The organism is Aeromonas sp. 25-AL00135, assembly GCF_054052385.1.
The window spans coordinates 52651-74464 of record NZ_JBSTYQ010000012.1 but is presented as its reverse complement, the minus strand read 5'-3'; the positions used below and the strand labels follow the sequence as shown (position 1 = coordinate 74464).

The 21814-nt window shown below is 61.0% G+C and carries 17 protein-coding genes; 7 read left to right on the top strand and 10 right to left on the bottom strand.

The window, feature by feature from the left end; all coding sequences use genetic code 11:
- The first annotated feature begins 3 nt into the window (after window positions 1–3).
- Entirely contained in the window at window positions 4–1833 is a 1830-nt protein-coding gene (gene malZ, locus ACW5XC_RS12685; protein WP_005356962.1) for a maltodextrin glucosidase, read from the top strand.
- Window positions 1834–1932: 99 nt separating this feature from the next.
- On the opposite strand, the gene ACW5XC_RS12680 is transcribed toward malZ, so the two are convergent.
- Together ACW5XC_RS12680 and ACW5XC_RS12675 are read right to left on the bottom strand one after the other, a co-directional pair.
- Window positions 1933–2466 (bottom strand): ATP--cob(I)alamin adenosyltransferase, encoded by a 534-nt coding sequence (locus ACW5XC_RS12680; protein WP_042054256.1) that lies wholly within the window; start codon window positions 2464–2466, stop codon window positions 1933–1935.
- An 89-nt stretch (window positions 2467–2555) separates the two neighbouring features.
- Window positions 2556–3698: a DUF5610 domain-containing protein gene (locus ACW5XC_RS12675; protein ID WP_042054257.1), complete on the bottom strand. Its 1143-nt coding sequence runs from the start codon at window positions 3696–3698 to the stop codon at window positions 2556–2558.
- Window positions 3699–3868: 170 nt separating this feature from the next.
- On the opposite strand from ACW5XC_RS12675, the gene trmA reads away from it, so the two are divergent.
- Window positions 3869–5002, top strand: a complete 1134-nt coding sequence (trmA, locus tag ACW5XC_RS12670) for a tRNA (uridine(54)-C5)-methyltransferase TrmA (RefSeq protein ID WP_042054258.1) — start codon at window positions 3869–3871, stop codon at window positions 5000–5002.
- Between the two features lie 67 nt (window positions 5003–5069).
- Here trmA and ACW5XC_RS12665 read toward each other — a convergent pair whose 3' ends face one another.
- From ACW5XC_RS12665 to ACW5XC_RS12640, 6 genes are all read right to left on the bottom strand, one after another.
- The gene (locus ACW5XC_RS12665; RefSeq protein WP_042054260.1) at window positions 5070–6803 is read right to left on the bottom strand and encodes a methyl-accepting chemotaxis protein; all 1734 of its coding nucleotides are present in this window, start codon (window positions 6801–6803) and stop codon (window positions 5070–5072) included.
- Window positions 6804–6854: 51 nt separating this feature from the next.
- Window positions 6855–7865: a galactose/methyl galactoside ABC transporter permease MglC gene (gene mglC, locus ACW5XC_RS12660; RefSeq protein ID WP_005342585.1), complete on the bottom strand. Its 1011-nt coding sequence runs from the start codon at window positions 7863–7865 to the stop codon at window positions 6855–6857.
- Window positions 7866–7881: 16 nt separating this feature from the next.
- Window positions 7882–9402, bottom strand: coding sequence for a galactose/methyl galactoside ABC transporter ATP-binding protein MglA (gene mglA / locus ACW5XC_RS12655; RefSeq protein WP_033136359.1), 1521 nt, complete (start codon window positions 9400–9402; stop codon window positions 7882–7884).
- Between the two features lie 53 nt (window positions 9403–9455).
- Window positions 9456–10442, bottom strand: coding sequence for a galactose/glucose ABC transporter substrate-binding protein MglB (gene mglB, locus ACW5XC_RS12650; protein WP_005340747.1), 987 nt, complete (start codon window positions 10440–10442; stop codon window positions 9456–9458).
- A 276-nt stretch (window positions 10443–10718) separates the two neighbouring features.
- Window positions 10719–13778 carry a beta-galactosidase gene (locus tag ACW5XC_RS12645; protein ID WP_042054261.1) on the bottom strand — a complete coding sequence of 1020 codons (3060 nt, stop codon included), beginning with the start codon at window positions 13776–13778 and terminating at the stop codon, window positions 10719–10721.
- Window positions 13779–13967: 189 nt separating this feature from the next.
- Window positions 13968–14975 carry a substrate-binding domain-containing protein gene (locus tag ACW5XC_RS12640; RefSeq protein WP_041915397.1) on the bottom strand — a complete coding sequence of 336 codons (1008 nt, stop codon included), beginning with the start codon at window positions 14973–14975 and terminating at the stop codon, window positions 13968–13970.
- A gap of 201 nt (window positions 14976–15176) precedes the next feature.
- On the opposite strand from ACW5XC_RS12640, the gene galE reads away from it, so the two are divergent.
- From galE to bacA, 5 genes are all read left to right on the top strand, one after another.
- Window positions 15177–16190: a UDP-glucose 4-epimerase GalE gene (gene galE, locus ACW5XC_RS12635; protein ID WP_042054263.1), complete on the top strand. Its 1014-nt coding sequence runs from the start codon at window positions 15177–15179 to the stop codon at window positions 16188–16190.
- Between the two features lie 60 nt (window positions 16191–16250).
- On the top strand, window positions 16251–17309 hold the full coding sequence (locus tag ACW5XC_RS12630) for a UDP-glucose--hexose-1-phosphate uridylyltransferase (RefSeq protein ID WP_042054264.1): 1059 nt from the start codon (window positions 16251–16253) through the stop codon (window positions 17307–17309).
- Complete coding sequence (gene galK / locus ACW5XC_RS12625) at window positions 17306–18454, top strand: galactokinase (protein WP_042054265.1); 1149 nt, start codon at window positions 17306–17308, stop codon at window positions 18452–18454. The genes ACW5XC_RS12630 and galK overlap by 4 nt, the downstream gene beginning before the upstream one ends.
- The gene (gene galM / locus ACW5XC_RS12620; RefSeq protein WP_042054266.1) at window positions 18451–19440 is read left to right on the top strand and encodes a galactose-1-epimerase; all 990 of its coding nucleotides are present in this window, start codon (window positions 18451–18453) and stop codon (window positions 19438–19440) included. The genes galK and galM overlap by 4 nt, the downstream gene beginning before the upstream one ends.
- Window positions 19441–19555: 115 nt before the next feature.
- Entirely contained in the window at window positions 19556–20371 is an 816-nt protein-coding gene (gene bacA, locus ACW5XC_RS12615; protein ID WP_021230740.1) for an undecaprenyl-diphosphate phosphatase, read from the top strand.
- A 62-nt stretch (window positions 20372–20433) separates the two neighbouring features.
- On the opposite strand, the gene ACW5XC_RS12610 is transcribed toward bacA, so the two are convergent.
- Entirely contained in the window at window positions 20434–21129 is a 696-nt protein-coding gene (locus ACW5XC_RS12610) for a ChrR family anti-sigma-E factor (RefSeq protein ID WP_042054267.1), read from the bottom strand.
- Window positions 21122–21691: a sigma-70 family RNA polymerase sigma factor gene (locus tag ACW5XC_RS12605; RefSeq protein WP_005355542.1), complete on the bottom strand. Its 570-nt coding sequence runs from the start codon at window positions 21689–21691 to the stop codon at window positions 21122–21124. Before ACW5XC_RS12605 ends, ACW5XC_RS12610 begins: the two co-directional genes overlap by 8 nt.
- Between the last annotated feature and the right edge of the window lie 123 nt (window positions 21692–21814).

Here is a 21814-nt window from a genome sequence, read left to right as displayed (position 1 = left end):
ATCATGACCCATCCGTTTCTGTTTCATCCCCAGGTGGCGCCCTGGTTCAAAGAGAGCGCCGACGCACTGCAATTGACCCTCTTTAGCGAGCTGGATGCGCCGATCCGCGAGGTATGGCTGCGCCACGAGCCGGATAACGAGGAGTACCTGATCCCGATGACAGCGGTCTCCACCCGCGATCGGCTGCAGGTATGGCAGGCGACCCTGCCGCTCATCAAAGGACAGGATATCCACCTCTACAGCTTCAAGTGCCTCACCGACGAGGAGCAGTGGTGGCTGCACGGGGCGGGCGTCAGCGCGTCCATGCCGCCACGGGAGCAGCATTTTCGCTTCAACAGCCTGCACCAGCCACCGGCCTGGGTGCAGGATCAGGTGTTCTACCAGATCTTCCCCGACCGCTTCTGCAACGGCGATCCGTCGCTGAGCGTCAAGCATCACGAGTACGAGTACCGTGGCAAAGCGGTGATCAGCAAGGCGTGGGGCGAGCCGGTCAGTCGCCACGAAGAGGGCCACGGCGCCTGCGAATTTTACGGCGGCGATCTGGCAGGCATCGATGCCAAGCTCCACTACCTGCAATCTCTCGGGGTGACGGCGCTCTACCTCAACCCCATCTTCGATTCGCCGAGCAACCACAAGTACGACACCCAGGACTACTTCAAGGTGGATGCCCACCTCGGCAGCAACGAGCAGTTCGCCGAGCTGACCCGCAACCTGCACCAGCGCGGCATGAAGATCATCCTCGATGCGGTGGTCAACCACACCTCTACCGAGCACCCCTGGTTCTGCCCGCCACTGGGAGCCCAGAGCAACCCGGACTCCCCGTGGCGCAGCTTCTACACCTTTGACAAAGAAGGGGATTACGTCAGCTGGAAGGGCATTCGCAGCCTGCCCAAGCTCGACTTCTCCTGCGAGAAGGTACAAGACGCCGTCTATCGGGCCGACGACGCCATCCTCCGTTACTGGATGCGCGCCCCCTACCAGATCGATGGCTGGCGCTTTGACGTCATCCACATGCTGGGCGAGCGCGGCACCGCCGAGGGCAATCGCAGTCATGTGCGTGCCATTCGCGGGGCAGTGAAGCAGGAGAACCCGGACGCCTATGTGCTCGGCGAACACTTCTTCGAGGCGAGCCAGTGGCTGCAAGGGGATCAGGAGGATGGCGCCATGAACTACTACGGCTTCGCTCACCCGATCCGCGCCTTCCTGGCGGGGCAGGATATCGCTTACCACCCCATCAAGATCAGCGCCGAAGAGCTGGATCGCTGGCTCAAGCTGGCGCGGGCCCACATCCCGTTCAAGAACCAGCTGGCCCAGTTCAACCTGCTGGACAGCCACGACACTGCCCGCTTCCTCCACCTGCTGGGTGAAGACAAGCAGCGGATGCAGCTGGCCGCCACCCTGCTGCTCACCTATATCGGTGTGCCGTCCATCTACTACGGCGATGAAGTGGGGCTCTCCGGCGGCAACGACCCGGACTGCCGCCGCTGCTTCCCGTGGGATACCACAGACTGGGATCATGTGCTGCACGACCACTATCGTCGGCTGATCCAGATCCGCCGCCAGCGCCCCTCCCTGCGCCGTGGCGATATCCAGACCCTCTACGCCGGGCCCCACAGCTATGTGTTCGCCCGTACCCTGCAAAGCGATCAGGTGGTGGTGGCCTGCAACCGCCATCCGAGCGAGCCGCGCACCATCAGCTTGCCCCTGTGGCAGACCGCCAGCCCTGCCAGCCGCTTCACCGACGCCTTCAACGGTGAGAAGTTTGAAGTGGTGCAGGGCGAGGTGCAGCTCACCATCCCCGCCAACTCGGCGAGAGTGCTGATCTCCAGCTGAGCGAGCAACTGACATGCTGATAAACAAAACCGGAGCCCAAGGCTCCGGTTTTTTATTCCGTTCAATCCACCATGACGTTTGGCTCTTTGCCTGCCGCCATCAGTAGTTGATGCTGACGTAGGGCACTTCCGGCACCTGCCAGCGCTGCTTGAGGTAGACGGTGAGCACGAAGAAGAAGTTGGCCAGCAGGTTGGTGAAGCGATAGAGAATGGGATCGAAGGCCACCTCGCTCTCTTCCAGCCTGACCAGCAGCCGCACCACCTTCTTGCTGCCGCAGCGGCACAGATGGAGGGTGGGAATGGGCTGCGGCCCCTGCGGCAGCACGAAACCGGTGACGCTGCCGCGACTCGCCTCGTTGTAGTGGTCGTAACGGGCCTTGAGCCACTCAAGATCTGCATCGAAGATCCCCAGCTTGCCGCGTACCGAGCCGTTTAGGTTATAGATAAGTCGCTGCAACGCCGCGAGATCCGCCATCACGGGCCGAGTATCCGCATCCGGCGCAAGGTGTGACAGCACTGCCCCGACCTGACAGCAGAGCTCGTCGGTGGCAATTTCAAAATCACATTTGAGCGAGGTTTCGAAGATAAAGGGGTAGCAGAGCTCGCGCTTGTCTCTTGGCTTCTTGGGGTTCATGGGGCAACCGGATTGGATAAAAGGCCAGTTTGCCAGCCCCGGGAAGGGCTGGCAAACGGCAGGACATTACTTGCGTTACGCGCTGTGGCTCAGGCGTTCTTACTGGCGGGCTCGGTGGAGGGCTGGAACTGGTTGATCATCCGCAGCGCCTCCAGCATCCGCCGGTTGAAACTGGTGAAGCGATCGACCTGTGCAGGTTCCCCTTCCCCTCTCGCGGCCAGCACGGCCGGGGTCAGCGCCTGTTGCTGGGATGGTGGCAGCAGGGTATCCGCCTGTTTCTGCACCTGGTCCAGCTTCGGCAGATAGTCGGCAAACGGCTTGATCAGATCCTGCAGGGAGTGCGCCCCCTGATAGGTCTGGCTCAGCTTGACGCTCTGCTTGAGCTTGAGGGAGTAGGAGGCCAGCTGGCTGTCATCCAGTTTCAGCTCGCCCGCCTTGTTCAGCAGATCCTCGAAGTTGCCGGAGAAGAAGTTCCCCGCCAGCTCGTCGATCCCCTTGACCAGCTTGCCGATGGACTCCATCTCGTCGCTGCTGAGATCTCCCTCCAGCGAGAAGCTGAAGCTCTGGCTCGATTTGAGGCTGAACTGGCTGCCGCTCTCGCTGCTCTGGGACTTGGTCTGCCAGCTATCGTTGAAGCGCAGCACCACCTTGTCGCCATCCTTGGTCTGGATCTCCAGATACCCCTGCTGGCGACTGGCCATCTCGGCCTGTCCCATGTCGGTCGGGGAGACCTTGCCGAAGAACTCCTTCTCGAACTCCTCGAGCCCTTTCTGGATCAGCTTGTAGCTCTGATCGATACCGGTTTTGATATCGTCGTTGTCAGTCGCCCACTTGCCGAGTTGCTTCTTCGCCTCGTCAAAGCCCTTGTCGACCCCCTTGCGGGCCTGCTCCATCATCCCGGTCAGGTCGTCGTCGGATTTGCCATCGGCTCGCGCGGCACCAAGCCGCCCGGTCACGAACTGCAGCACGTTGTCAGCCACCGACTGGAAGTCGAACAGGGTCTCCGGGGTGATCTCCTCGGGCTCTTTCACCTTCGGCGCCTGATAGCCCTGGCCGTTGATCTCCAGCGAGAACTGCAATGCCTGCTGGATCAGCACCTGCGCCCACTTGGGCGGCTTGTGCAAGGAGACCGCCTCCTCGCTCTTGACCTGTTTCTGCTCCGCCTGTTGGGGCGATTTGGGAGAAACACCCACTCCCTTGGGTTGGGCTGCGCCCACGCCTTCGATCTGCATAATGTGTCCTCCCACCATGCCTGTAGATCAGCTATCGGCCTGACTGAACACTTCTTGACCACAAAATGCTGGACAATCTGCGGCTGGCTTTTAAAATCGGGCCCCTTTGGGTGGCCTGTTGCCTTCCCCCGATTTCGACCCGGCCCGGCCGGTGTGCATGTGAGGTATTTATGACCCAATCCCAACAGCCTTCCGCGAACGCTCCGGCGCCTAGAGCCGCGGCCGACTATCAGGCCCAACTCGACGAAAAGCGCGCTCGCCTCACCGAGCTGTTTGCCGGCTTCACCCTCCCGGCGCTGGAAGTGCACAGCTCACCGGCGGAGTACTACCGGATGCGCGCCGAATTTCGCATCTGGCACGAAGGGGATGACCTCTTCCACTGCATGTATGCCCCGGCGACCAAAGAGATCATCAAGATAGACCACTTCCCTACCGCCAGCCGCCTCATCAACCAGTTGATGCCGCTGCTGCTGGAGGGGCTGCGCCCACACCCGGTGCTGCGCCGCAAGCTGTTCCAGATCGACTACCTCTCCACCCAGTCCGGCCAGATCATTGTCAGCCTGCTCTATCACCGCAAGCTGGAGGCCGAATGGCAACAGGCCGCCGAAGCGCTGCAGGCCGATCTGCGCGCCAAGGGGTTCGAGCTGCAATTGATTGGCCGCGCCCACAAGCAGAAGATCTGTCTGGGGGATGACTTCGTCATCGAACAGCTCAACGTGGCGGGTCGCCAGCTCATCTACAAGCAAGTGGAGAACAGCTTCACCCAGCCCAACGCCGCCATCAACGAACAAATGCTGGCCTGGGCGCTGGATGTGACCAAGGGGAGCGAAGGGGACCTGCTGGAGCTCTATTGCGGCAACGGCAACTTCTCCATCGCGCTGGCGCAGAACTTCCGCAAGGTGCTGGCCACCGAGATCGCCAAGCCGAGCGTCGACTCCGCCCAGTTCAACATCGCCGCCAACGGCGTCGACAACCTGATCATCCTGCGCATGTCGGCCGAGGAGTTCACCATGGCGATGCGTGGCGAGCGGGAGTTCAACCGCCTCAAGGGGGTCGATCTCAAGAGCTACCAGTGCAACACCATCTTCGTCGACCCGCCCCGCGCCGGTCTCGACGATGCCACCGTCAAGCTGGTGCAGGAGTACGACAACATCCTCTACATCTCCTGCAACCCCGAGACCCTGCAGGCCAACATGGCCGTGCTGGGCGAAACCCACGAGATCGCCCGTTTCGCCCTGTTCGACCAGTTCCCCTGGACCCATCACATGGAAGCCGGGGTCTATCTGCGCCGCAAGGCCGGTTGATTCAGGCAGACAGGAAAACAACAACAGGGCCGGATGGCCCTGTTTTGTTATTGACTCAACATCGGCCTCACTCCAGTCGGAAGTGACCCACGATCTCCCGCAGCCGGTCGTAGGTCTGCTGCATCGCCGCAGAGCTGGCAACCGTCGCTTCGCCATTGTGGGTCAGCTGGCGGATCACTTCAGCGATGGCGCTCATATTGCGATTGATCTCTTCGGCCACCGCGCTCTGCTGTTCCGCCGCCGTGGCGATATGGCTGATGAGATCGTTGATCTCCACCACTTCTCCCGCCATTAGATCCAGCGACTCGTTGACCCTGGTGGTGTTCTCGGCCGCCCCCTGACAGCTCTGCTTGGTGTTGCCCATGGCATCCACCACAGTTCGGGTGCCCCGCTGCAGACTGGCCAGCATGGTCTGGATCTCGGCTGTGCTCTGCTGGGTACGGGCCGCGAGGGAACGCACCTCGTCCGCCACCACCGCAAAACCGCGCCCCTGTTCCCCAGCCCGGGCCGCCTCGATGGCGGCATTGAGGGCCAGCAGGTTGGTCTGTTCGGCAATGCTGCCGATCACCCCGAGCACAGAGCCAATCTGCTGCACATCCTGCTGCATCGCTTCAATGGAGCGGGCAGTGGCTTCCACTTCGTCCACCAGCGCCATCACGCTGGCCATCGCCTGATCCACCACCTGACGGGACTGGCTTGCCAGCTGCTGGCTCTGGCCGGTGAGCTGGGCGGTGCTGGCCGCACTCTCGGAGACGGAGACTGCGGTGCGGCTCATCTCGTTGATGGCAGTCACCACCTGCTCGGTCTCGCGTACATGATCCGCCAGCAGAGACTGGGCGGCACCGGTCTGGCTGGCCAGCCCTTCTATACCACTGTTGAGCTGGCCGCTCGCCTGCCGCACCTCCCCCATCATCTCCTGCAGCCGCTCGATAAAGCGGTTGATCCCAGCCGAGATCTGGCCAAGGTCATCCTTGCTGGTCACCGCCAGCCGGCAGGTGAGATCGCCACTGCCACGGGAGAGCTCCAGCACCAGATCCCGCAACGAGAGAATGGGGCGATAGGCCACGTTGAGCGCCAGCATTGCCAGCACCATCACCACGATCGCCACGCCGCACAGCGCCATGATGATCTGGCCGTTTAGGGCCCGGGTCATGGCCCGGATGTAATCGAGGTCGATGTAGCCGGTCAGCGTCCAGCTGCTGCCACGAATATCCAGCTGGTTGGGGCGCGCTTCACTCTCCCCCTGCGGCTTGCTGTCATAGAGGCTGTTGCCCTGACTGTCGGCCAGCGTGAAGTAGCGGCCATCGCCACTCATCTTCTCCAGCAGGCTCTTGAACTCGCTCATGTCGAGGTAGTAGAGATAGGCGGAATCAGCACCGCGCGGCACCAGAATGGTGATGACCGGCTTGCCATCCACCTGTTGCAGCGGGCTGACGGTGATCTGGTTGTTGGCGGCGGGGATCAGCTTGCGCAGGGCATCGACTTTGGCGCTGTCGTTGATGACCCCGTTCACATCGAAGGCCATGTCGCCGATCACCTTGACGATGTTGTGAAAGCCGGTCTCTTGCAGGGTCTTCTTGACGTTGGTCACCCCGAAGTTGAGGTTGGCGGCCAACAGGATCTTCTGATTGATGTCGCTGGCCAGCTTCTCTTTGACCAGAGTGATCTGCTCGGTGATGTTGTGGGTGGCCTGAGTGCGAATGTAGCCACTGATGAAGTGATTCACGCTGAGTCCGGCGGTGCCGATGGTGACCAGAATGGCCAGTAGCAGCAAGAGGTAAATCTTGACCTTGAATGGCATGGGTTCCCTCCAGAAGAGAGGGCTGGCAACGCCAACCCTCCCTGCCAATCGTTATTTCTTCTTGGCGTACTTCATGGAGTCCAGGGCCACCGCCAGAATGATGATGCCGCCCTTGATGATGAACTGCCAGTAAGGGCTGACGCCGATATAGGTCAAGCCATAGTTGATCAGGGTGAAGATAAGTACGCCGGTGATCACACCCGCGACCGTTCCCACCCCGCCAGCAAACGACACGCCGCCCACCACGCACGCCGCAATGGCATCCAGCTCGTACATGAAGCCGAGGTTGTTGGTGGCGCTACCGATCCGGCCCGCTTCCAGCATGCCGCCGAAGGCGTAGAAGACCCCCGCCAGCGCATAGATCATCACCAGATTGACCGCCACGTTGACGCCGGAGACCTTGGCCGCCTCGGGGTTGCCGCCGATGGCGAAGATGTTCTTGCCAAAACGGGTCTTGTTCCACAGCACCCAGACGAACACGCTGGCGATGGCCGCGTAGAAGGTAAGATAGGAGAGCTTGAATCCTCCTATCCGGATAAACCCTTGGGCGAAGCTGGAGAAGCGGGGATCAAACCCGGCCACCGGCGAGGCCCCTACCGAGTCAAAGTAGAGGGAGTTGATACCGTAGACGATGATCATGGTGCCCAGGGTGGTAATGAACGGGGTAACGTTCAGGTAGGCCACAATGAGACCGTTGACCAGACCAATCAGCGCCCCCACCACACAGACCAGCAGGATCACCGCCGGAATGGGCACCTCTCCCAGCGTCGGGAACACCTTGTTGACGTTGGTCAGCGCCTGCAACATGGTTGCCGCGATGAGTGCCGCCAGACCAACCTGACGACCGGCCGAGAGATCCGTCCCCTGAGTGATGATGATGCCCGCCACCCCCAGCGCTATGATGACCCGCACCGAGGACTGGGTCAGGATGTTGCTGAAGTTGGTGAGGCTCAGGAAGGAGGGCTCCTGGATCACGATGACCATGAGCAGCACCAGCAGCACCAGATAGATGGCGTTTTCCTTGAGCGCCTGCATCAGATTGAAATTTTTAGCCGACTCCATAAATGTCTTCCTGTCTCTAGAGGTACAGAGATGCCAGGCGCAGTATCTCGCTCTGGTCAGTTTCTTTGGTATTGACGATCCCGGCGACCCGGCCGTTGCTCATCACCATGATGCGGTCGGTGATCCCCAGCAATTCCGGCATCTCTGACGAGATGATGATGATCCCCTTGTCCTTCTTCGCCAGCTCCAGGATGAGCTGGTAGATCTCGAACTTGGCCCCGACGTCGATGCCGCGGGTGGGCTCGTCGAGCATCAGGATCTCCGGCTGGGTCAGCAGCCAGCGACCGATGATCACCTTCTGCTGGTTGCCCCCGGAGAGGGAACCTATCTGGGTCTGCTGGGTCGGCGTCTTGACCCGCATGGAGTCGATCACCCACTGGGTATCGCTCTTCATCTTGTTGTCGCTGAGCAGCCCCATGGAGCCCTTGTAGCTGTCCATGTTGGCGATCAGGGAGTTGAAGGCGATATCGAGCCGGGAGTAGATACCGGTGGAGCGGCGCTCTTCCGTCACCAGCGCAAAGCCGTTGCGGATCGCTTCGTGGGCGTTGTGGTTGGCCACCTCTTTGCCGTGCAGCTTGATGCTGCCCTGACTGCGATCGCGAATACCGAACAGGGTCTCGACGATATCGGTGCGCTTGGCCCCCACCAGTCCGGCGATGCCGAGGATCTCCCCCTTGTGCAGGTTGAAGGTCACATCCTGAATGGAGGGCTGGTTTTTCGCCGTCAGGTGTTCGATCTCGAGGATCACCTCTTTCGGCTGGTTGGTCTTTTCCGGGAAACGCTGAGTCAGTTCACGGCCGACCATCATGCCGATGATCTGATCCATGGTCATGCCCTTGAGCGGCTGGGTTGCCACCCACTGGCCATCCCGCAATATGGTGATCTCGTCACAGAGCTGGAAGATCTCCTCCATCTTGTGAGAGATGTAGACGATGCCGCACCCCTTATCCTTCAACTTGTTGATGATCTTGAAGAGGTGGTTCACCTCTTTCTCGGTCAGGGAGGAGGTGGGTTCGTCCATGATGACGATCTTGGCGTCGTAGGAGAACGCCTTGGCGATCTCGATCATCTGCATCTGGGAGACCGACAGGGTCGCGACCTTCACCTTGGGATCGATGTCGATATCCAGCTCATCGAAGATGCGCTTGGTGTCGTCATACATCTTGCCGTGGTCGATAAACCACCCCTTGGTGGGGTAGCGGCCGAGCCACATGTTGTCCATCACGGTACGCTGCAACACCAGGTTGAGCTCCTGATGCACCATGGAGACGCCATTTTCCAGCGCCTCTTTGGAGGAGGTGAAGTTGATCTCCTGCCCCTTGAAGAAGATCTTGCCCTGATCCTTCTCGTAAATGCCGAACAGGCACTTGAGCAGTGTGGATTTTCCCGCTCCGTTCTCGCCCATCAACGCATGCACAGAATGAGGACGGACCCGTAAATTGACATTATCGAGTGCCTTGACGCCAGGAAAGCTCTTACTGACGTCAATCATCTCCAACAGCCATTCTGATTGTTGCTGTGTTGTCATATCAGCCATCACATCTGGTTGAAAAAAGGGCAAGGGGATCTCCCTTGCCCTGGAGGAGGGAATTACTCGAATTGGGACAGGTTGTCTTTATCCACACCGACGTAGGCAACACGTACTACCTTGTCGACGATATTCCACTTGGTGCCTTCACCGGCCGGTTTGCCTTCAGCCAGGTTCTTGGTCAGCTCGAAGGTGGCTTTGGCCTGGTTGGCCGCATCGTTCAGCACGGTACCCGCCATGGCACCGCTCTTGACCATGGCCAACGCTTCCGGCAGCGCATCGACGCCGAATACCGGAATGGCAGTCTTGCCCTGGGCTTTCAGTGACTCGACTGCACCCATTGCCATGCCGTCGTTGTTGGCGATGACCACTTCGATCTTGTTGGCGTTGGGGCCGGAGATCCAGGCGTCCATCTTGTCTTTCGCCATGGCGGTATCCCACATACCGGTATCCATGTGCAGTTGTTCAGTCTTGACGCCGCCATCGTTCAGGGTCTTGACCACGTAGGAGGTGCGCGCTTCAGCATCCGGGTGGCCCGGCTCCCCTTTCAGCAGCACGAACTGGATCACGCCATCCTTGTTCAGATCCCACTCCGGATGGGCTTTCCAGTGTTTGGCAATCAGCTGACCCTGGATGATCCCTGACTCCTTGGAGTCGGTGCCCACGTAGTAGGCCTTGTCGTAGCTGGCCAGATCGGTAGCGCTCGGCTCCTTGTTGTAGAAGACCACCGGGATATCTTCGCCACGGGCTTTCTCAATCACCACCGGTGCCGCAGCCGGGTCAACCAGGTTGATGGCCAGCGCCTTCACCCCTTTGGCCAGCAGCACGTCGATCTGGTCGTTCTGCTTGGACTGGTCGTTCTGGGAGTCGTTCATCAGCAGTTCCACCCCCGGAGTGGCTGCCGCCTCCTTCTCGATGGCCTTGCGCACGACCGCCATGAAGTTGTCGTCGTATTTGTAGACGGTTACCCCGATACGGGTGTCAGCCTGGGCGTTGGCTCCAGCCATCATGCCCATCAGCAGGGCGGCAACTGTGGTCAGTTTTTTCATTATGTGTGCTCCGATGTGTCTATCTGTGTTGTAGGGTGGCGAGCAATTGAGCAAGCGCCAATCAATGTAATCAGTTTGTTGTCATTTCTTCTGTGATCATGACGACAAAATGAAAACGATTACACTCTGTTACATTGAAAATTTGTTTTTATTTTTCAAATACATATAAATTAAAATCAGATTTGAGACTCAATCTTTCCCACAGCATTGAGGCTAGTCGTTACTGGTCTGTTGTCAAAATGGCGCACTGGCTCGACAGTCGCTTCAATAGCTGGATTAACGGAGAGTGCAGCTCCAACGGTAACGGCGCTCAAGCAGTTGATACTCGGGACGCACGCTCTGACTCCAGGAGTCATCCCCGCCCACCCCCATATGGGCGCCATCGAGACAGACCCACAGCCCTGCTTCAGCCACCAGATCGCTCTGGTGACGGGCGGCGGCCAGCTGCTGCTGACTGAAGCGGCTGGCACTGAAATGGAAGCAGCCGTTCACCATCGTGCTGCCCAGCTGCAACTGGCGGGTATCGCAGCGCAAGCCGTTGTCACTCGGGAAGATATAAGGTGTATGCATCGCCTCCAGCGGCAGACTCCAGCGCCCCAGATCGGCGCCCAGCAGGCGATCCGGATAGTTTTCGTGCGGCCCACGCCCCAGCCATTCGGCTCGCGCCGGTACCTCGGCCAGATGAAGCAGCAGGCCAATCCGCGGCAGCGACGGCAGCACCTGTGCCAACTCGGTCTCTATCTCCAGGCTCATGGCACCATCGTCGGTAAAGTGGTGATGCCAGTGACTCACCAGCAGCAGCTCATCGTGGTGGAAGTAGCCATGACTGACCCGGATATCCCCTCCGGCGACCGAAATCCCCAGACAGCGGTGCTGCCACTGACCGAGACCACAGCCCTGCCAGCGAGCAATCCAGGAGTTGGGGTCGGCGTGATCCGCTTCGCTAGTGCCAATGTCGTTGTCGAGCGGTGCGCGATAGAAGTGATCCATGATCGGCGCCAGCAGCTGCTCCTGCCCCGATTTTTGCCAACTGGTGATGCGGCAGCTCAGCTTGTCGAGCCACCACTGGCTGTTTGCGGCAGTGATCCGCCAGCCATCCGGCTGCTCGCTCAGGGTGGCGGCAGCGACCGGCGCTGGCAGGGCAAGGGGGGGCGGCAGGGTGAACTGCTGACGGGCGACCTTGTGATCCGCCTGCGACCAGAGAGTGGCCTGTGGCTGAACAATGGCCAGATCGAGCCAGGCCAGTGAGCCTGCCGCAAAGGCGGGCAGTGTCTCGCTCAGGGTCAACTCGACCACCCCCTGTGGCGCCAGCTCAAGGGAGAACTCCCCCTGCTGCTGCACATGGCCGTTCTCACACAGCTGCCAGCAAAGCCGCTCGTTGTCGGTTTCCCGAAACAGGTATTCGCTCTCGATCCTCACCCGCAGCGGGGTGTGCTCAAGCAGAGTGAAGCGGAACGGCTGCTGGGCACGCTTTGCCTCGCACAGGGCTGGATGGGGGGTGCGATCCGGGAACAGCAGGCCGTTGCAGCAGAACTGGCGATCGTTTTGCACATCACCAAAATCGCCGCCATAGCCCCAGTAGTGGCGGCCATCGGCGGTGTATTTGTCGAGCCCCTGATCGACCCAATCCCAGACAAAGCCGCCTTGCAGACGTGGATGATCGCGAAACGCCTGCCAATAGTGGGCGTAGCCCCCGAGACTGTTGCCCATGGCGTGGGCATATTCGCAGAGGATCAGCGGTCGGTGCTCGCCGGGCAGGCCGATCCACTTGGCCAACGCCCACTTGGGCACCGCCGGGAAGGGCTGATCCTGATGGGTTCTGGCATACATGGGGCAGATGATGTCGGTCGCCGGGGTATCTGCCCCTCCCCCCTCGTACTGCACCGGACGGCTCGGGTCGCTGCGCTTTATCCAGCCATACATGGCATCGTGAGCCGGGCCGTAACCCGACTCGTTACCCAGCGACCAGATGATGATGGAGGGGTGGTTGAAATCCCGTGCCACCATGCGGGTCGCCCGCTCCAGAAAGGCGTTGCTCCAGGCGGGATCCCGCGCCAACCGCCCCATAGGGGTCATGCCGTGGGTCTCCAGATTCGCCTCGTCCACCACATAGAGACCGAGCCGGTCGCAGAGGCGATAGAAGTCGGGGTGATTGGGGTAGTGGGAGCAGCGCACCGCATTGAAGTTGTGCCGCTTCATCAGCAGCAGATCCCGCTCCATGGTGGCGCGATCGATGGCATAACCCTTGGCGGGATGGTGTTCATGACGGTTGGCACCGCGAACAAGCAGCGGCTGCCCGTTGACCCGCAGCAGGCCGCCACGGATCTCCACCACCCGAAAGCCCACATCGCACGCCTCGCTCTCGATGGCGTGGCCCTGCTCGTCCAGCAGGGTCAGAGTCAGGCGACAGAGATGAGGCGTCTCGGCGCTCCACTTGCGCGGCGCAGCCACATCGAGCCACAGCTCGGCGCGATCGTCGTAAGCTCCTTTCTCATCAATTGCTTGGGTGCCGATCGGCTGGCGCAGGGTCGCAACCCGCTCGCTGCCGTCATAGAGATTGGCCTCTACCGAGAGGCCAGCCCCATTGGCGACCTGCAGGGCAATCTTTAGACGGCCATCCCGATAGCAGGCGTCCAGCTCGGGGGTCACCCGCATGTCCATCAGATGGCGGGACGGTTTGTGCAGCAGGCTGACGGAGCGGAAGATCCCCGACAGCCACCACATATCCTGATCTTCCAGATAGGCGCCGTCGGACCAGCGCAGTACCAGCACCGCCAACCGGTTGCGACCGGCTTGCAGATAAGGAGTCAGATCGAACTCGGCGGGCAGCCGGCTGTCCTGGGAGTAGCCGACCCAGCGGCCGTTGCAAAAAAGGTGGAAGGCACTGCTCACCCCGTCAAAGATGATCCGGCTCTGGCCACTGGCCAACCAGTCGGCAGGAAGTTCGAACTCACGGGAGTAGCAACCGGTGGGGTTCTCTGCCGGTACTCGCGGTGGATCGCAGGGAAAGGGGTACTTGATATTGGTGTAGATGGGGCCATCGGTGAGCGGCCGCGCAGCCGGATAGGCGGCATCCAGCTGCCAGTTGCCCGGCACTGCAATGGGGCAAGCATCAACCAGATCCTGCGCCAGCCAACTCTCGGGCACCAATTCGGGAGCGGCAAAGAAGGAGAAGCGCCACTCGCCATCGAGCAAGAGACGGGAGGAAGAGGCCAGATCCCCCCTGGCATCCGTTTCGCTGCGCCAGCTGAACATGGGGGTATGGGCAGCCAGCCGGTTTACCGATGTAATGGCCTGAGTCTGCCAATCCTGACGCGCCACTATCTCCCTGAGCATTCACTCTCTCCCTGCTGATTGGAAAACGTATTCAGTCTAGAGAAGTATGACGCTGGGAACGGCGATCTCGCTCACACAGATGTAAACGATTACACTGATTTTGTTAAGTAAAGCGGAGTAAAAATGATTAAAAATAGGTAAAACAATAACTGTGCAATAAACAGCCTCGAACAGGGCCGCAAAAGGGGGTTATCCGGCCCGAACCGGTGCAACCGAGTGGCGATTGATCAGGGTGGGGGTATAGATCCGGCTCTGGGTCGCGTCACTCTCCCCCGCCGCCAGCTGAATGGCCAGCTTGGCCGCCTGTGCCGCCATCAACTCGATGGGATAGCGCATGGTGGAGAGCTTGGGGCGCAAATATCTGGCATAGATGATGTCATCGAAGCCCACTACCGAGACCTCCTCCGGCACTCGCAGACCGTTGTCCGCCAACACGGAGATGGCGCCCGCCGCCATGGCATCGTTATAGGCAACTACGGCGGTCACCTTGAGCCCCTTGGCCAGCAGATTGAGCATGGCGCGCTCGCCCCCCTCCTCGTTTGGCGTGCCGCTCTCGATAAGCTCGGGATCGGCTGCCAGACCGGCTTCCATCAGTCCATCCTGATAGCCCTGCAGCCGCAAGGTGGCATCCTCGATGGCGTGATCCGAGCTGATAAAGGCGATATGGCGGTGACCCAGTTCGATCAAGTGGCGAGTCGCCGTAGCCGCACCCAGCCGATTGTTGAGAGCGATGCAGCGTCCCTTGAGGGCTGGAATATCGCGGTTGATCAGCACCATACCGGGCACCCGCATGGCGTAGTCGTAAAGTTCCTCGTCGCTAAGCGCCTTGCTGTGCACCACCAGCGCCTCGCAGCGCTTGCCGATCAGCAGCTCGATCGCCTCACGCTCCTGACGCGCCTTGTGAAAACCGTTACCCATCAGCAGGTGGAGGTTCTGCTCGACGGCGATGCCGGAGACCCCCTTCACCAGTGCACCGAAGAAGGGATCGGCCACGTCACCGACCACTACCCCCATGGTGTCGCAGGTCTGGCTGACCAGTGCCCGCGCGTTGGCGTTGGGGGTGTAGCCCAGTTCAGCCATGGCCTTCTGCACCACTTCGCGAGACGCGGCGCTGGCCTTGGGGGAGTTGTTCATCACCCGTGAAACCGTTGCCACTGACACATTGGCCAAACGGGCGACATCCTTGATGGTGCTCATACTGTTTTCACTTCTTTCACTGTGCAATAGAGCGCCATTATACCCAGCAAACCCATTGAAAACAGGGGTGAAACGCATATCTGCCGTCAGGATGACCATAAAAACGGTGTAATCGTTTACACTGTTTTGCAAGCAAGCTCACAGTTTGGTCGCCACACCCTCGGCTAGACTGCTTCCAGACACTTTTCAGTGGAGAGCAAGATGAACGTTCTGGTCACCGGCGGTTGCGGATATATCGGCAGCCACACCTGTCTGGCCCTGCAAGCGGCAGGCATGAATCCCGTGGTAGTCGACAACCTCGGCAACAGCAAGCGCAGCGTGCTGGCGCGAATCGCCGCCATCAGCGGCCAGCAACCCGTGTTTTATCAAGGGGATATTCGCGATGCGGCCCTGCTTGACCAGATCTTTGCCGAGCAGCAGATCGACGCAGTGATCCACTTTGCCGCCCTCAAGGCGGTCGGTGAGTCGACTCGCATTCCACTGGATTACTACGAGAACAACCTCGGCGGCACCCTCACCCTGCTACAGGCGATGAAACGGGCCGGGGTGCACAATCTGGTGTTCAGCTCCTCGGCCACCGTCTACGGTGATCCGGCCAGCCTGCCAATCCGCGAAGATTTCCCCCGCAGCGCCACCAACCCCTACGGACGATCCAAGCTGATCATCGAGGAGATCGTCGAAGATCTGCAGCTGGCGGAGCCCCACTGGAGCATGACCCTGCTGCGCTACTTCAATCCGGTCGGCGCCCACGAATCGGGCACTATGGGTGAAGACCCGCAAGGGATCCCCAACAATCTGATGCCCTATATCACCCAGGTGGCCATCGGCCGTCGCGACTGCTTGTCTGTCTTTGGAAACGATTACCCCACCCCGGACGGCACCGGCGTGCGCGACTACATCCATGTAATGGATCTTGCCGAAGGACACGTCAAGGCGCTGCAACACTGCGTAGGCAAGGGTGGCGTGCACACCTACAACCTGGGCACAGGTCAGGGCCAGAGCGTGTTGCAGCTGGTCGCCGCTTTCTCTGCCGCCTGTGGCAAGCCGCTGCCATTTCGCATCGAACCGCACCGCCCGGGCGACATCGCCGCCTGCTGGGCCGATCCGGCCAAGGCGCAGCGTGAGCTGAGCTGGCAGACGACCCGCAACATCGACGCCATGTGCGCCGACAGCTGGCGCTGGCAATCCGCCAATCCGAACGGTTACGAGGAGTAGGTCTGCCTGCTCCCCGGTAATAAACGACTTTATTTTTCAATACATTATTCAGGAGAGATGATGTTCAACCCCGTCGATCATCCCCATCGCCGCTTCAACCCGCTGACCGGCCAGTATGTGCTGGTCTCCCCCCATCGGGCCAAACGCCCCTGGCAGGGACAGGTGGAGAAGGTGAGTCAGGCCCCCAAACAGGCCCACGATCCCGACTGCTTCCTCTGCGCGGGCAACACCCGGGTCACTGGCGACATCAACCCCGACTACAAGGGCACCTTTGTCTTTACCAACGACTTCGCCGCCCTGATGCAGGATACCCCGGCCGCCGATAGCGCCAGCGATCCCCTGCTGAAACTGGAAGCCGCCCGCGGCACCAGCCGGGTCATCTGCTTCTCGCCGGATCACGGCAAGACCCTGCCCGAGCTGCCGCTGCCCGCCATCGAGGGGGTGATCACCACCTGGATGGCTCAGGTCGCCGAGCTGTCGGCCCAGTGGGAGTGGGTGCAGGTCTTTGAAAATAAAGGGGCCGTCATGGGCTGCTCCAACCCGCACCCCCACGGCCAGATCTGGGGCAGCGACTTCCTGCCCAACGAGATCGCCCGCGAAGAGCAGCACCAGCGTGACTGGCTGGCCGAGCATGGCCGCCCCATGCTGCTGGAGTATGTAGAGCGGGAGCTGGCGGATCGCTCGCGTATCGTGGTAGAGACCGAGCACTGGCTCGCCGTGGTTCCCTTCTGGGCCGCCTGGCCGTTCGAAACCCAGCTGCTGCCCAAGGCGCACGTCCCCTCCATGCTCAACCTGACCAAGACCCAGCAACAGGATCTGGCGGTGGCGCTCAAGGAGCTCACCAGCCGCTACGACAACCTGTTCGAGTGCAGCTTCCCCTACTCCATGGGCTGGCACTTTGCGCCACCCAAATCGGATTGCCCCGAGGCGTGGCAGTTGCATGCCCACTTTTATCCGCCACTGCTGCGCTCCGCCACCGTGCGCAAATTCATGGTCGGCTTCGAGATGCTGGCCGAAACCCAGCGCGACCTTACCCCCGAGCAGGCTGCCGAGCGGCTGCGTACCCTGAGCCCCATTCACTACACCCAGACCAGCCACACCAATGAGGAGGCCCTATGACCCCCAGCCAACGCGTCAGCACCGTTTTTGCCGAGCAATTTGCCAAAGCGCCCGATCTGCTGGTGCGCGCCCCCGGCCGCGTCAACCTCATCGGTGAACATACCGACTACAACGACGGCTTCGTGCTGCCCTGCGCCATCGACTACGAGACCTGCGTCGCCATCGGCCTGCGCGATGACTGGCAAGTGCAGGTGATCGCCGCCGACTACGACAACCAGCGTGACCAGTTCGACCTCGACCAGCCCATTGAACACCACCCCAGCCAGCGCTGGAGCGACTACATCCGCGGCGTGGTGAAGTATCTGCAGGAGCGTGGCTATGCCCTGCGCGGCCTCGATCTGGTGGTCTCCGGCAACGTGCCGCAGGGGGCGGGGCTCTCCTCCTCCGCCTCGCTGGAAGTAGCCATCGGTCAGGCCTTCAAGGAGGCGCTGGGGCTCGACATCAGCCAGGCCGAGATCGCCCTCAACGGCCAGCAGGCGGAGAACAAGTTCGTCGGCTGCAACTGCGGCATCATGGATCAGATGATCTCCGCCAGCGGCAAAACCGATCATGCCCTGCTGCTCGACTGCCGCTCGCTGGGGACCCGTCTCATCCCCATGCCCAGCGATCTGGCGGTGCTGATCGTCAACTCCAATGTGCGTCGCGGTCTGGTGGACAGCGAATACAACACCCGCCGCCAGCAGTGCGAAGCGGCCGCCCATCACTACGGGGTCAAGGCGCTGCGCGACCTCGATCTGGCCGGACTGGAAGCGGGCAAAGCCGGGCTGGATGAGGCCTGCTATCGCCGTGCCCGCCACATCGTCGGTGAAAACGCCCGCACCCTGGCGGCCGCCGATGCACTGGCGAGCCACGACCTGACCCGCCTCGGCGAGCTGATGGCCGACTCGCACTCCGCCATGCGCGATGACTTCGAAATTACCGTGCCCGCCATCGACGGTCTGGTGGAGATCATCAAGGCCAGGATCGGCACCGAAGGCGGTGTGCGGATGACTGGCGGCGGCTTCGGCGGCTGCGTGGTCGCCCTGCTGCGCCCCGAGAAGGTGGCCGAGGTGATCGCCGCGGTCGAAGCCGAGTATCCGACCCGCTTCGGCCTCAAGGCTGACTGCTACGTCTGCTCTGCCAGCGCCGGTGCAGGCAAGCTATGAGCAGCGCCATGACGCCATTCGAACTGGAAAACGAGGAGGGGCTGCGCCTGCGCGGCCTCGACTTCGGCGCCACCCTCACCTCCCTCACCCTGCCGGTAGCGGGCAAACGGCGCGAAGTGCTGCTGGGTTGTGCCGACGACGCCTATCCCACCCAACAGGTGTGGCTGGGCGCGGTAGCGGGGCGTTTCGCCAACCGCATCGGCGGCGCCGAGCTGCTACGCGATGGCCAGCGCTGGTCGCTGGATGCCAATCAGGCACTTAACTGCCTGCATGGCGGGCAGGCGGGCTTTCATCGCCAGCGGTGGCAGATCAAGGAGCTGGAAGCGGATCGGGTCAAACTGACCTTGCTCTCCCGAGCGGGGGATCAGGGATTTCCCGGCAATCTGCGGGTAACCCTGGAGTACCGGCTGGAGCAGAGCGATCTGGTGGTGGATTTCATCGCCAGCACGGATGCCGCGACGCCGATCAGCCTCACCAGCCATGCCTACTTCAATCTCGATGACAACCCGAACGGCGGCGATGTGCGTGACCACCTCATCAGCATCAATGCCGACCACTTCCTGCCGACCGACCCGAGCGGCCTGCCGATCGCCATCACTCCGGTGGAGGGGCCGTTCGATCTGCGCCGCGAGCGCCTGATTGGCCAAGATTGGCTGAGCCATCCCCAGCAGCAACAAGCCAAGGGGTACGATCATGCTTTTGTGCTCAACGGCCCGGCGCAAGAGTGGGCAGCTCGCGTGGTATCGGGTGACAGAGAGCTGGCGATGGAGGTCTATACCAACCAACCTTCGCTGCAGTTCTACACCGGTAACTGGCTGAGCAATACCCGGAACCGCAGCGGCCAGTCGCACCGGGATCACGACGGCTTCTGTCTTGAGGCGCAGCAACTGCCCGACAGTCCGAACCGGCCCGAGCTGGGCAACCCCTGGCTACTGCCGGGCGAGCGTTATCACCATCAGACCCGCTACCGCTTTATCCGCGACTGACTTAAAGGTTTCATGATTTTTACATAGCCTCAGTAGTCACAATCGAGCAAGATAAGCCGCCCCGAGACCCTCTCGGGGCGTTTTTACATCAACGAAGTTAAGGATTGTTTGTTCGATGACTGACACTTATAGCCTGCTGGTCGCCTTTATTCTGGGCGTCGTCGAGGGGCTGACCGAGTTCCTCCCCGTCTCCTCCACCGGCCACATGATTATCGTCGGCCATCTGCTGGGCTTTGAAGGGCCCAAGGCTGCCACTTTCGAAGTGGTGATCCAGCTTGGCTCCATCCTCGCCGTGGTCGCCGTCTTCTGGCGTCGCCTGTTTGGCCTGATTGGCATCCACTTTGGCCAGAAGCCGTCCCGGGATCACGCCACCCTGTCGCTGATCCACGTCATCCTCGGCATGATGCCCGCCATCGTGGTCGGTCTGGCCATCCACAGCTGGATCAAGGCCAACCTGTTTGGTCCGCAAACCGTCATGTACGCGCTGGTCGCGGGGGGCATCCTGCTGATCATCGCCGAGAAGTTCCGCCCTGCAGTCACAGCCGAAACCCTGGATGACATCAGCTACAAGCAGGCGTTCGGCATCGGCCTGTTCCAGTGTCTGGCCCTGTGGCCCGGCTTCTCCCGCTCCGGTGCCACCATCAGTGGTGGCATGCTGATGGGGATCAGCCGTCACGCCGCCGCCGAGTTCTCTTTCATCATGGCAGTGCCCATGATGGTGGCGGCCAGCGGGCTGGATCTCTACAAGAGCCGCGATTTCCTCTCGATGGCCGACTTTCCGATGTTTGCTGTGGGCTTTATCACCGCCTTCGTGGTGGCGATGTTTGCGATCAAGACCTTCCTGACATTGATCCGCCGCATCGACTTCATCCCGTTCGCCATCTACCGCTTTATCGTGGCATTCGCCGTCTATCTGGTGTTTGTCGCCTGACCGACAGCCATGAAATGACAAAAGGGACCAATCTGGTCCCTTTTTCTATGGCGTCATGGTGCTCAGTAGAGGTGCTGGCTGATGCCGTTCAGCAGTCGCGACAGCCCCTTGGTGAACTGCACCGGCGCATCCTGCACCGTGTAGCAGAGGCAGCCATCGGGCGTATGCGGACTATGGGAGTGGCTGGCATCACGCCAGATGAAATCCCCCGCCTTGTAAAGGGTATCGCCATCCTGAATGTTGCCAGCCAGCAGCAGGGTCAGCTCATAGCCCTGATGGGTGTGCTCAGGGATGCGACCGCCCGCTTCGATATGGAGCAGACTGGCACGCGCGCCCATCTCGTCCAGCAGCAGACTCTGCTGACGAATGGCCCCGATATGGCGCCACTTGGGCGAACGATAACGGGCCAGCACCCGCGGCAAACGGTAGGCCTGACCGGCCACCTCCAGCTCGCCGGGCTGGGCTCGGGGCTGGTCATATGTTGGCTCGGAGAAGGGCTCTGCCAGCGGCTGCGCCAGAATCTCCGCCAGCATGGCGTCGAACCCGGCGTCCAGTCCCGCTTCATCGCGGGAGTCCAGCTCGGGCTCTGCTGGCGAGGCAAGATATTGCTGCGCCAACTCCTCTTCGAATGTCTTCAGTCGGGCAGCACAATCGGGGCAGAGTTCACAGTGGGCGGAGAGCCCCACCGCCAGCGGCAGAGGGAGCTCGTCGGCGGCGAAGGCACGCAGCATAGGGTCGGTCGGATGGGCTTTAATCATGGCCTTGCTCCACTTGCTCTTTCAGTTTCTGTAACGCCAACCGGAGGCGGGACTTGATGGTGCCGAGCGGCACGCCGAGTCGCTCCGCCAACTCCTGCTGGGAGAACTCCTGCAGATAGATGCCGCGCACCACCTGCTGTTGCGGCTCCGGCAGGGTGCCCAGATAATGGGCCATCTGACGGGTCAGCACCGCATCCTCCCCCCCGCTCAGATGCTCCTCTTCGGCCTGAAACTCCAGCACCGGCCACAGCTCCTCGGCACAGAGATCCTCCTTGCTGGCGCGACGACGGCGCAGCATGTCGAAGCACTGGTTGCGCATCACGGTGTAGATCCAGGTGGTTGGCGCCCCCTTCTCGGGGTGGTAGAGACGCGCCTTCTGCCACACCAGCAGCATGGTCTCCTGCACCAGCTCCATGGCGTTGGCTTCGCTGCCGAGGTGGCGCAGGCCGTAGCTGCGAATACGCGGCGCAAAGTGTTGGAACAGGCGGGCAAAAGCAGCCTTGTCGGCCTGCTCTGCCACCCTGATCAGCAGAGATTTGAGGTCGCCATCCGGGTTATCCATCACGGGCGAGGTCCTGCGTATGGTCGAGTGTGGTTGGCCAGTATATGCCATTGCGCCATCCCTTTGGTGTGCTGTCGAACATGCTGTGGTGATGACTTGTACGGCGCTGCGGCAGTGGCGGAT